A 12,201-nucleotide genomic window follows, 5' to 3' on the forward strand; every position below is an offset into this window, starting at 1 on the left:
ATTTTATATTCCCAACAAAGTCCACCTCCTTTTAAAGCATATACCTGTTTTTCAATTATACATTATAACCTATTTCTTTTAAAGCAATCAATAAAAAAACTGCGCCAAAACTCTTAAAGTTTATAAGCTTGATTAAGTTACGACAAATCCAAAATGCTATGCAATGTTTCTGTAACCTTCACTGCAATAAGTAAGTATTTACAATATGTATAATACAAAAGAGATAAGTATGTAGTGAAATAGCGACTTTTTCCGGAGCGGCTTCATTACGTACTTATCTCTCTATTTTGTACAACAAATTATCTCTGTAGAAACTTATAACTGTAAAAATATAAGTTGTACAACATAAAAGAGCTAAGTAGGTGGTGAAATAGCGACTTTTTATTGGAGCGGCTTCACTACCTGCTTAGCTCTATACTTTTGAGCCCCTAATTGTTTTTATAAAAGCTTATAATTGTAAAACCAATTTGTCGTACTTTAATTCTGAAAATCTATGTGTCTTAAAATTATAATTTTCCACGGAACAGAGTTCATTTAAAGTTCTTTTTAATTTTGTCGAAGAAGCCTTCTCTTCCTTCTTCTTCTTCTAACTCACCACTAGCTTCCATGTACGCAAATAGTGCTTCTTTTTGCTTTTGATTTAAACTCTTTGGTATATCAACTATAATATTTACATATTGATCTCCTCTTCCTTTTCCATTAACAAAAGGAACACCTTTTCCCTTCAATCTAAATACAGCTCCTGGTTGAGTTCCTGGTGGTACGGTATATTTAACGTCCCCATCTACAGTTCCAACCGTTAATTCTGATCCAAGGGTAGCCTTCGAAAAGCTGATATGTGTATCTACATAAATATTATATCCTTTTCTTTTAAATACTGAATGAGGGGCTACTCTTACATTTACATATAAATCCCCAGAAGGTCCTCCATTTGATCCAGCTTCTCCTTGTCCTCTAATAGGAATTATGTTTCCATTATCTACGCCTGCTGGAACGTTAACCTTTATCTTCTTTTGTCTTCTTACAGTTCCCTTACCCCTACACTCTGAACATGGGTCTGAAACTACATTTCCTTTACCTCCGCAGGTATCACAAGTGCCTACGCTTACAAAGCTACCTAATGGAGTATTTCTTTGAACCTTAACCTGACCTGATCCTCCACATTTTGGACAAGTCTTAGGTTGAGTACCTTCCTTAGCACCTGAGCCAGAACATTTATGACATGTCTCACTTCTAGTTAAGTTAATATCTTTTTCCACTCCAAATACAGCTTCTTCAAAAGTTAGATTAATAGTATACTCTACGTCTTCACCCTTTTGTGGACCGTTTCTTCTTCGGCCACCACCACCAAAACCTCCAAAGAAGGACTCAAATATATCTCCAAAACCACCTAAGTCCGAAAAATCAAATCCTCCTCCAAAGCCACCTTCAAATCCTTGGAAATCTGCCGTTCCAAACTGATCATATTGGGCTTTCTTTTGAGGGTCTGATAATACCTGATAAGCTTCATTGATTTCTTTAAACTTTTCTTCCGCTTCTTTGTTTCCTTGATTTTTGTCTGGATGGTATTGTATCGCAAGCTTTCTAAATGCCTTTTTTATTTCATCATCACTTGCACCTTTTTGAAGTCCAAGTATTTCATAATAGTCTTTTTTTGCCATCCTTTTCACCTCTTTATTAAAGTCCACTTTTCTAATGGATATTGATAATTTATAGTTTATTAACTCAATTTATTTATTCTCATTAAAATTAAGGGATGAGCATTTACTCCTCCCTTAACTTTTTAATGATAATTATTTATCGTCTTCAACTTTATATTCAGCATCTACTACATTGTCATCTTCTGGTGCTCCACCTGGGTTAGCTCCTCCCATGTTGCTTGGATCAAAGCCTTCTGCTCCTGGTTGACCTGCAGGATCTTGGTACATCTTAGATGAAATTGCATAGAATGCTTGAGTTAAATCTTCAGTAGCTTTCTTTATAGCTTCTAAATCTTCTCCATCTTTAACTTCATTTACAGCTTTTATTTTATCTTCTATAGTAGCTTTATCTTCTGCTGATACTTTATCTCCTAGATCTTTAAGAGCTTTTTCACTTTGATATACTATTTGATCAGCATTGTTTTTAGTTTCTATAGCGTCTTTTCTCTTCTTATCTTGTTCTTCGAATTTCTTAGCATCATTTACTGCCTTTTCTATTTCGTCATCACTTAAATTAGTTGATGCTGTTATTGTAATGTTAGCTTCTTTTCCAGTTCCCTTATCTTTAGCTGAAACATTTACTATACCATTAGCATCTATATCAAAAGTTACTTCTATCTGTGGAATTCCTCTTGGAGCTGGTGCTATTCCTGATAGAGTAAATCTTCCTAATGTCTTATTATCTCCAGCCATAGGTCTTTCCCCTTGAACTACATGAATTTCAACGGAAGTCTGACCATCTGCTGCTGTTGAGAAAACCTGACTCTTTCTTGTTGGTATTGTAGTATTTCTTGTTATTAATGGAGTTGCAACTTCTCCATAAGTTTCAATTCCTAGAGTTAATGGTGTTACGTCAAGAAGTAGTACGTCTTTAACGTCTCCTGTTAATACACCTGCTTGAACTGCTGCACCCATTGCAACGCATTCATCTGGGTTAACACCCTTTGATGGTTCTTTTCCAGTAAAGTTCTTAACAGCTTCTTGAACTGCTGGAATTCTTGTTGAACCACCAACTAATATAACTTTATCTACTTCATTTATTGAAAGTCCAGCATCTTTTAATGCCTTTTTCATTGGTTCAATTGTAGCTTCAACTAAATCATGAGTTAACTCATTAAATTTAGCTCTAGTTAGGCTCATATCTATATGTTTTGGGCCTGTAGCATCTGCTGTAATAAATGGTAAGTTTATGCTAGTTTGCATTGATGATGATAATTCAATTTTAGCTTTTTCAGCTGCTTCTTTTAATCTTTGTAATGCCATTTTGTCATTTCTTAGTTCAATACCAGAATCAGCTTTGAAAGTATCTGCAATATAATCTATTAATTTTTGGTCAAAGTCGTCTCCACCAAGTTTTGTGTTACCATTTGTAGATTTAACTTCGAATACTCCATCTCCTAATTCAAGTATAGATACGTCGAAAGTACCTCCACCTAGGTCATATACAAATATTTTCTGGTTTGTATCCATTTTATCTAAACCATAAGCTAGCGCTGCTGCTGTTGGTTCGTTGATTATTCTTAATACTTCAAGTCCAGCTATTTTTCCTGCATCCTTAGTTGCCTGTCTTTGGCTGTCATTAAAATATGCAGGAACTGTTATAACTGCTTGATTAATTGTTTCTCCAAGATAAGCTTCAGCATCTGCTTTAAGCTTTTGAAGTATCATTGCTGATATTTCTTGTGGTGAATACTCTTTTCCATCTATATTTTCTTTATGGTCTGTTCCCATATGTCTCTTTATTGACATTATTGTTTTATCTGGATTTGTTATAGCCTGTCTTTTTGCTACCTGACCTACAAGTCTTTCTCCATTTGCCTGGAAGGATACAACAGATGGTGTTGTTCTTGCTCCTTCTGCGTTTGTAATAACTACTGGTTCTCCACCTTCCATAACTGATACACATGAATTTGTAGTACCTAAGTCGATACCGATTACTTTTGCCATTATAAAACTACCTCCTTATGGTTAACTTCATTTAATTTTCATATAATTAATATTTAATCTATAGAAATTTTCTATAATAATTTAATTAGCAACTTTAACCATTGTATATCTTATTACTTTTTCTCCTCTTTTGTAACCCTTTAAAAATACTTCTACTACTTGATTTTCTCCAAAACTTTCGTCTTGTACATGCATTACAGCTTCATGAAAGTTTGGATCAAATCCATCTTGAGTAGATATTTCTTCCACTCCCAATTTATCGATTGAATCTTTAAATTGCTTTAAAGTCATTTCAATTCCTTTTTTTAAATCTTCTAAACTGCCATCAGCTGCCATAGCTCTTTCCAAATTATCTAAGACAGGAAGCATTTCTTTCAATACATCTTCACAAGCATCGGAATAAATTCCTTCTTTTTCCTTAGCTGTTCTTTTTCTATAGTTTTCGTATTCTGACGCAGTTCTAAGAAGTCTATCTTTTATAGTATCTAATTCATTTTTAAGCTTTTCATTCTCATCTTTAAGTCTTATTGTTTCATCTTCTTCATTTACAATATCCTCAAACTCTTTATCTTCACTTACTTCCGCTTGGACTGGAGTCTCCTCCTCTAAGTTAGCTTCTTCATTTACGTTTAATTCCCTCTCCATTGACCCTTTCCTCCAATCAATTATTCTTTAGCCCCTTTATGGATTATCTATATTTTCTTCATTTATTATGCTATTTATTTCTGTCACTATTTCACCTAATATAGATATTACCTTTGAATATGGCATCCTAGTTGGACCAATAACACCGATAGTACCTAATGGTCTATTCTTGAGCCTATATACTGCAGATATTACTGTACAATCCCTAGCATCTTCTAAATAATTTTCTTCACCTATTTTTACAGATATACTATCGCTATTATTTATAAGAAATTTTATTTTATCTTTATTATCTATTAAAGACAAAAAATTCTTAGCTCTCTGAATATCATTATACTCTGGAAAGTTAAATATATTAGTACTTCCCTCCATGTATATTTCAGATTTATCTATACTATTTAAGCTCTCGTAAAGAGCAGGTATTATAGCATTAAAAATGTCATCATACCCTTTAAGGTCATCTTTTAAATTATTTATTACCTCTAAGTGAATCTCTTCTATATTCAAGTCAACTAGCCTTATATTTAAGAGATTACTTAGTTTAACTAGTACTTCAGTATCCACAGGCTTTTTCATTCGAATTATGTTATTTTTTATAATTCCTGCATCCGTAATAATAACGGATAGTATGCTATTACCATCAATATTAATTAATTGTATTGATTTAAGTGAGCTCTTCTTTACTGATGGTGATCTAACTATAGAGGTAAGCCCTGTCAACTCCGCAAGAATAGTTGTAGCCTGTTTAATCATTTTATCCATCTCATATAGAGCTGAATTTATCATATGGGCCCTAATAATATTTAACTCCTCTTGGGATACTCTTTGAACCCTCATAAGTTTATCTACATATAATCTGTATCCCTTATCGGAAGGCTTTCTTCCTGAGGAACTATGAAGTTGTTCTAAATAGCCCATTTCTTCTAAATCCGCCATCTCATTTCTTATGGTTGCAGAACTAATCCCTAAATCATACTTTTTAGCTATGGTCCTGGACCCAACAGGCTCAGCTGTATTGATGTAATCATTGATAATAGCCTGAAGTATTTTTATTTTTCTTTCATCCATTTCCATAAAATCACCTCGCTTTATTAGCACTCATCATCAACGAGTGCTAATTGCTATGATTAAAAAATATCATTCTCTTTAAGATTTGTCAAATGTCATTATTATTTAATATACTTGTATTTTATCCTATTACAGTATTTTAACCACAATTTAACCTATTTTCTCATAAAATCTATATTTATCTCCTAATTTCTTTATTCCATATTATAATATGAATTCACACATTATACTATTAGACACCTGAATCCCTTTGATTGACAAGAAAATATATCCATCCTCTTCAATTAGCAGACCTAATTGTAAATATTTATTTAATATTTCCCCATAAACCTCATATATATCCCTTTTAAATCTTTTATTAAATTCTTCTATGCTTATTCCTTCCCTTTTTCTTAATCCCATAAACATAAATTCTTCAATTTCATCTTTTATAGTATTTTCATATATGTCTAGATTAATATTATTTCCCTTATTTACCTTTTCTATATACTCGGAAATATTTTCTGTATGTCTATATCTTAATCCTTCTATATAAGAATGAGCTCCAACTCCAATCCCTATGTATTCTGACAAGTTCCAATACACCAAGTTATGTCTACACTCTTTATCTACCTTAGCAAAATTTGAAATTTCATATTGCTTATACCCATTCTTTTCTAAAAAATTTATACAATAAGAATACATCTCTCTTTCTGTATCCTCATCAGGTAATATTAACGTTCCTTTTTCATACTTATTATAAAAAGGAGTACCTTCTTCAATTATTAAACTATAACAGGATATATTCTCTGGATTTAACTTAACTACATTTTCTAAAGTTTCAACCCAATCTTTCATACTTTGATTTGGCAATCCAAACATTGCATCTATATTAATATTATTAAAATCAAATTTTCTACACATTTCATATGTTATTAAAAATTCTTCTAAGTTGTGAATTCTGCCTAATTCCCTTAAAAGATTGTTTTGCCACGCTTGTAATCCTATGCTTATTCGATTTACTCCCATTTCTTTAAACAAAGATAACTTTTCTTCATCTATAGTTCCAGGGTTTATTTCAACGGTAAATTCAATATCTTTATCTTTATTTATTCCTTTTATAGCTTCTTTAAGAATTTTTAAATTTTCCAATGTTAAGTATGAAGGAGTTCCCCCTCCTATAAAAATAGTTTTTATTTTCTTATCTAAAGGAAGACTCTCTAATTCCTTAACCAGCGCCTTAGTATACTCTCCCATCATATCTTCTTTCCCACCATAAGAGGGGAAATCACAATATAGGCACTTTTGTTTGCAGAATGGTATATGTATGTATAAACTAATTTCTTTCATTTAGTGCACCTCACATTATAGTAAAATTGCGACTTTTTTTAAAGGGCTTAACTAGCTGTTTGTAAAAATGTAACTATAAAATACAAAAGTCAAGAAATGCTTGTGATTTTAATAAATAAGAAATGTTATATAATGTTTTTTATGCTGTCTCGCTTCAATAAGAACTTCTAAAATTTATTTTATAAAACTTCCTAATGCTGACAAACTCCCTTCGGTCAAACATGTGCAGCATCTTAACGGTATTTTTATAAAATAAATTAAGTATTTCTAGATTTTGCTCAAATGCATAGTGCACATTACACAGCATTTTTGAAGTTTTATCCGATGACTAGCATCCGTAATACTCCCATCTTCTACAAGTGAGAGATAACGGATGCTACCTCCCTGGATAAGTTCCTCTAAGCTTCAGTTGGAGTAAGTATTCCTTTTAAGCAAACTCCATCTGAAGCTAAGAATCACTTGATGCAATAAATTAAGTATTTACAAAAAGAACCAAGTATATATAGTGGAACAAACATCTTTTCTCGAAGTGACGTCACTATTTACCTCAGTTCTCATTTTAGATAACTAATTACTTTTGTAGAGCTTACAATTGCAAAAACAATTTGTCATAACTTAATTTCAGAAATATATCTTTAAATCAAAAGAGCTGAGTATGTAGTGAAATAGCGACTTTTTCTGGAGCGGCTTCACTGCATACTCAGCTCTCTATTTCGTACAACAGATTACCTCTGTAAAAACCTATAACAGTAAAAATAATCTATCATATTCTAATTTTGAAAAGCTATGTGTTTTTAAATTATAATTTTCTATAGGTCGCGATTTTCCCTTAGTCTTCTGTCTTAAGCACTGCCATAAACGCCTCTTGAGGTATTTCAACAGTACCAATTTGTCTCATTCTCTTCTTTCCTTCTTTTTGCTTCTCTAAAAGCTTTTTCTTTCTTGATATGTCACCGCCGTAGCACTTAGCTAAAACGTCTTTTCTCAATGCTTTAACTGTTTCTCTAGCTATTACTTTTGCACCTACTGCCGCCTGTATTGGAATTTCGAACATCTGTCTTGGGATAATTTCTTTAAGCTTTTCAGCCATAAATCTTCCTCTCATATAGGCTCTTTCTTGAGGCACTATCATTGAAAGGGCATCTACTATATCTCCATTTAAAAGTATATCTAACTTAACTAGTTCAGCCTGTTTATATCCTATTAATTCATAATCTAGGGAAGCATATCCTCTACTTCTTGATTTTAATGCATCAAAGAAATCATAGATTATTTCATTAAGAGGTATTTCATAATTTAAAGATACTCTAGTTGTATCTAGATACTGCATGTCTTTAAATGTTCCCCTTCTATTTTGAGCTAAGTCCATTATTGGACCTACATAATCAGAAGGAGCGATTATAGAGCATTTTACCATAGGCTCTTCCATACTTTCTATCTCTGAAGGCTCCGGAAGATTTGTAGGGTTAGTAATCTCTAAAAGCTCTCCATCGGTTTTAGTTATTCTATATATAACAGATGGTGCTGTAGTAATAATTTCTAAATTAAATTCTCTTTCTATTCTCTCTTGAATTATATCCATATGAAGAAGTCCTAAGAAACCACATCTAAAACCAAATCCTAAGGCAATGGATGTTTCAGGTTCAAAGGATAATGCTGCATCGTTTAGTTGAAGTTTTTCTAAAGTCTCCTTTAATTCCTCATATTTCGCTCCATCCACTGGATAAATACCACTGAACACCATCGGCACTGCCGGTCTATATCCTGCAAGTGGTTTATCTGCTGGTCTAGAAGCTTCCGTAATAGTATCTCCTACACGAGCATCTCTTACATTCTTTATTGATGCTGTTAAATATCCAACATCTCCTGCTTTTAATTCATCAACTTTCATATATTGAGGTACGAATACACCAACTTCAACAACCTCATAAACTTTTCCTGTAGCCATTAATTTAATTTTAGTACCAGCTTTAACGGTACCTTCTTTAATTCTTAAATGACAAACTACTCCTCTATAGCTATCATAATAGGAGTCAAATATTAAGGCTTTTAACGGCCCCTCCTCGTCACCTTCTGGTGCTGGAGCTTTCTCCACAATGGCTTCTAAAACATCCTCTATGTTTAATCCTGTTTTAGCTGAAATCATTGGAGCATCTCCTGCTTCAATACCTATAATATCTTCAATTTCCTGTTTAATCTCATCTGGTCTAGCACTAGGAAGATCTATCTTATTTATTACAGGTACTATTTCCAAGTCATTATCCAATGCAAGGTAACAGTTAGCAAGGGTTTGCGCTTGTATTCCTTGGGTTGAGTCTACCACCAGTATTGCTCCTTCACATGCTGCCAGGCTTCTAGATACTTCGTAGTTAAAATCTACGTGTCCTGGGGTATCAATAAGATTCAAAACATACTCTTCCCCATCTTTTCTTTTATATATTAATCTAGCTGCCTTTGACTTTATTGTAATACCTCTTTCTCTTTCTAAATCCATTGAGTCTAATATTTGTTGTTCCATTTCTCTTTCTGTAAGTGTTCCAGTGGTCTCAAGCAATCTATCTGCAAGCGTTGATTTACCGTGATCTATATGTGCTATGATTGAAAAATTCCTAATATGTTTTTGTCTATTGCTCTGCATTAACTTTACCTCCATCGTAAAATAGTACAAACTAAATTATAGCATAAATTCCTAGGGAAATGTCAATATTTTTTAAATAGCCTAACCCCCTCTCCTCCCTTATACTATATGCCCTCCGTACTACTTTCTAATTTATCTTTACTCCACTGAACAATTTGATTAAAGGTTTCATGAACACTATTTTGAATATTATCAATAGATTTTTCATTAAAATACATTATATAATTTTTAGTTTCTATGGTTAAATCAAAAGGTCTTTCAGTAAAATATACTTTGAAGTTAGATTTATTTTTTATAAAGGTAGGTAAAGCACTGCTAACCTTTAAAAATCCAATTAATACTATAAATAATGAAAGTATAAAAACTATTATATACTTATTTTTCTTCAATAAAAAAACACCCCTTAATTAAGTGATTCCTAATTTCATATAGAGCCTCATTATAAAGAATGCTTACTCTAGCTGAAAATTAGAAGAACTTATCCAGGAGCTTAACAATTTTTAATTCTAACTTAAATAAGGATGAGGGTATTAAAAGCTCTTAGTTCCCGGATAAATACTTATTATAAGGGTGTCCTTTTGATATATTTTTATTCATTTTTTACCATTGAGCTGCTCAGCTATTATTCTTGCTATGTATTTAGCAGAATTTTTTGCTTCATCTAAAGTGTTAGTATGAGCACCTACTTCTATTAAAACTACATTTTTATTCTTATTTTGATGGAAATAACTTGTTCCATTATTATAATAATATATGCCTCTAGAAAAACCTGGGTACAACTTATTGGACGTATTTATTAAATTATTTACTAAAGATAGATTGTTTTTATAGTTAGGACTTTTTTTAGCCATTACAAACATAATTTTAGCAACATCTTCTCCATTCATTTTTGTAGTGACAGCGTTTTTATTATCTACAGCATCTCTATGTAAATCTATTATGAGCTTAAAATCACCATATTGCTTTAGATGTTTGTCCAAAGTTACTCCTGATCTTTGGTAGCTTTGAGTATACGCTGTAGCATCATGGATAGTTTTATCGTGAACAACAGATATACCGTAATTCTCTTCAAGCTCGCGTTTCAGTTCATCTCCTACTGCTGCAATACTCTTTGTTAAATCTAAATTATCCTTTGGTCCAGGTCTAAAGCTTTCTGTTGTATGTGTATGATATATTAACACTTCAGGTTTTGATTTATTTAAGGTCTTTTTCAAATTCGGATCTTGTACTGTTACTGTCTTATTAGGTAAATTCAATTTATTCTCTTCTTCCATGGATACAGCATTGTCATTTAGTTTAAAGGGATTAAATATTATATTTACTTTATTTTCTCCATGTCCTTCTGTCTCCGAATCTAATCCAATGTATGCCATTTCTCTTTTAATAAGAGATATTGGATCTTTAATGTTAATATTGAAAAATTCAAACACACTATCTTTTAAAGATAACCTGCTTTCGCCTATGTCTTCTTCATTAAAAACCGTGGCCTCAACTAAAGGCATAGTATTGTTTAGTATTTTCATATAAAAAAAATTTTCTCTTATTCCCTCAGCTCTAGAGTTTGCTTTAGTTACAAAAGGTAGCACAACAAAAAACACTAAGACTAATGTGAGCATAAAGGCTAAAATACTACTTTTATTTATCATTCTATTCGTTCTATTATTATTTCTTCTATAATTAATAGTTTTCTCTGTTCGTTCTTTAATGTCCATAATACACCCCCTCATATGTAAAAGCAGATTATATGTTAACTATTATATGAGGGGGTAAATATATATATGATAATTACATTATATAATTATTAATTTGTTTTAACTCCAACGCAGGTTGAAGAGCAATATTTATACCTGTGGAAATTATTTTTGATACACTATCTATAACGCTATCAACTTCTTTAGGAGTTACCATGAGATTTCCTACATAAGGGTTTAAAACCTCTTCTATCATTTTTTGTTTTTCATTTCTATCTAAGGATCTTAACATGTCGTAAAATCCACTACCTTTCGTAGCTTGATTTATTACTGCATCCAAAACTATATCTATAGTATCATTTGCAATTGTAGCTGCGTCTACCACTGTAGGAACTCCTATTGCTATTACTGGTATACCTAAGGCTCTTTCGCTGATCTCCATCCTTTTATTTCCCACTCCTGAACCTGGAGATATTCCTGTATTTCCTATTTGTATGGTTCTATTTATCCTCTCTAATCTTCTTGATGCAAGAGCGTCAATACATATTATTAAATTAGGCTTTATTTTTTCAGTTACGGATTTTATAATCTCCCCTGTCTCTATTCCTGTAAGTCCTAACACTCCTGGTGCCATAGCGCATACAGGTCTTATTCCCTCATCTATTTGATCAGGTATAAGTTGTTTTAAATGCCTTGTAATCATTAATTTTTCAATTACCTTAGGACCCAGTGCGTCAGGAGTTATATTCCAATTTCCTAACCCTACCACCATAGCGGTCATATTTTCATCTAAATTTATTAATGGAGATAAGGCTTTAGCTAGCACTCTACTTACATCCTCCATAGTTTCTTCATCGTAGCCACTGACTTCTGGAATATCTAATGTAATATATGTTCCTTTAGGCTTATTCATTGCCCTCTCTCCAGACTCATCTACTATTGTAACATCGGTTATTTTTATATTACTGTCTACATGTTCACTTACCTCTACACCAGGTATTTTATTACTACTTTTTTCTTCATATAATTCTTTTGCTTCAACAGCTAAATCCGTTCTAACACTAACCATTTGTCTTCTTCCTTTCTTTTATCTTATTTTCAATATAGTTTTTCCATTATTCCACATTCATATTCTTATCAAAATATAGGCAAAATCCACTTGAAGTAGAATAAAATAAATGTT

At 32.2% G+C, this 12,201-nt stretch carries 9 protein-coding genes; all 9 read right to left on the reverse strand.

Annotation, left to right across the window (positions count from 1 at the left end; all coding sequences use genetic code 11):
- Window positions 1-530: 530 nt before the first annotated feature.
- The 9 genes from dnaJ to gpr all read right to left on the reverse strand — a co-directional run bounded on the left by dnaJ (window position 531) and on the right by gpr (window position 12,087).
- Window positions 531-1,661: a molecular chaperone DnaJ gene (dnaJ, locus tag KQI86_RS04255; protein WP_216437897.1), complete on the reverse strand. Its 1,131-nt coding sequence runs from the start codon at window positions 1,659-1,661 to the stop codon at window positions 531-533.
- A gap of 132 nt (window positions 1,662-1,793) precedes the next feature.
- Window positions 1,794-3,647, reverse strand: a complete 1,854-nt coding sequence (gene dnaK / locus KQI86_RS04260) for a molecular chaperone DnaK (protein ID WP_216437898.1) — start codon at window positions 3,645-3,647, stop codon at window positions 1,794-1,796.
- An 81-nt stretch (window positions 3,648-3,728) separates the two neighbouring features.
- Window positions 3,729-4,292 carry a nucleotide exchange factor GrpE gene (gene grpE, locus KQI86_RS04265; protein WP_216437899.1) on the reverse strand — a complete coding sequence of 188 codons (564 nt, stop codon included), beginning with the start codon at window positions 4,290-4,292 and terminating at the stop codon, window positions 3,729-3,731.
- 36 nt (window positions 4,293-4,328) lie between these two features.
- The gene (hrcA, locus tag KQI86_RS04270; protein WP_216437900.1) at window positions 4,329-5,366 is read right to left on the reverse strand and encodes a heat-inducible transcriptional repressor HrcA; all 1,038 of its coding nucleotides are present in this window, start codon (window positions 5,364-5,366) and stop codon (window positions 4,329-4,331) included.
- Between the two features lie 198 nt (window positions 5,367-5,564).
- Entirely contained in the window at window positions 5,565-6,689 is a 1,125-nt protein-coding gene (gene hemW, locus KQI86_RS04275; protein WP_216437901.1) for a radical SAM family heme chaperone HemW, read from the reverse strand.
- A gap of 829 nt (window positions 6,690-7,518) precedes the next feature.
- Window positions 7,519-9,327 (reverse strand): translation elongation factor 4, encoded by a 1,809-nt coding sequence (gene lepA / locus KQI86_RS04280; protein ID WP_216437902.1) that lies wholly within the window; start codon window positions 9,325-9,327, stop codon window positions 7,519-7,521.
- A 104-nt stretch (window positions 9,328-9,431) separates the two neighbouring features.
- A complete protein-coding gene (locus KQI86_RS04285; RefSeq protein ID WP_216437903.1) occupies window positions 9,432-9,716 on the reverse strand; it encodes a hypothetical protein in 285 nt (94 codons plus the stop codon).
- A 204-nt stretch (window positions 9,717-9,920) separates the two neighbouring features.
- On the reverse strand, window positions 9,921-11,009 hold the full coding sequence (locus KQI86_RS04290; protein WP_216438338.1) for a stage II sporulation protein P: 1,089 nt from the start codon (window positions 11,007-11,009) through the stop codon (window positions 9,921-9,923).
- Window positions 11,010-11,112: 103 nt separating this feature from the next.
- Window positions 11,113-12,087 (reverse strand): GPR endopeptidase, encoded by a 975-nt coding sequence (gene gpr / locus KQI86_RS04295; RefSeq protein WP_216437904.1) that lies wholly within the window; start codon window positions 12,085-12,087, stop codon window positions 11,113-11,115.
- Window positions 12,088-12,201 lie beyond the last annotated feature (114 nt).

The organism is Clostridium mobile (assembly GCF_018918285.1).
GTDB lineage: Bacteria > Bacillota > Clostridia > Clostridiales > Clostridiaceae > Clostridium_AW > Clostridium_AW mobile.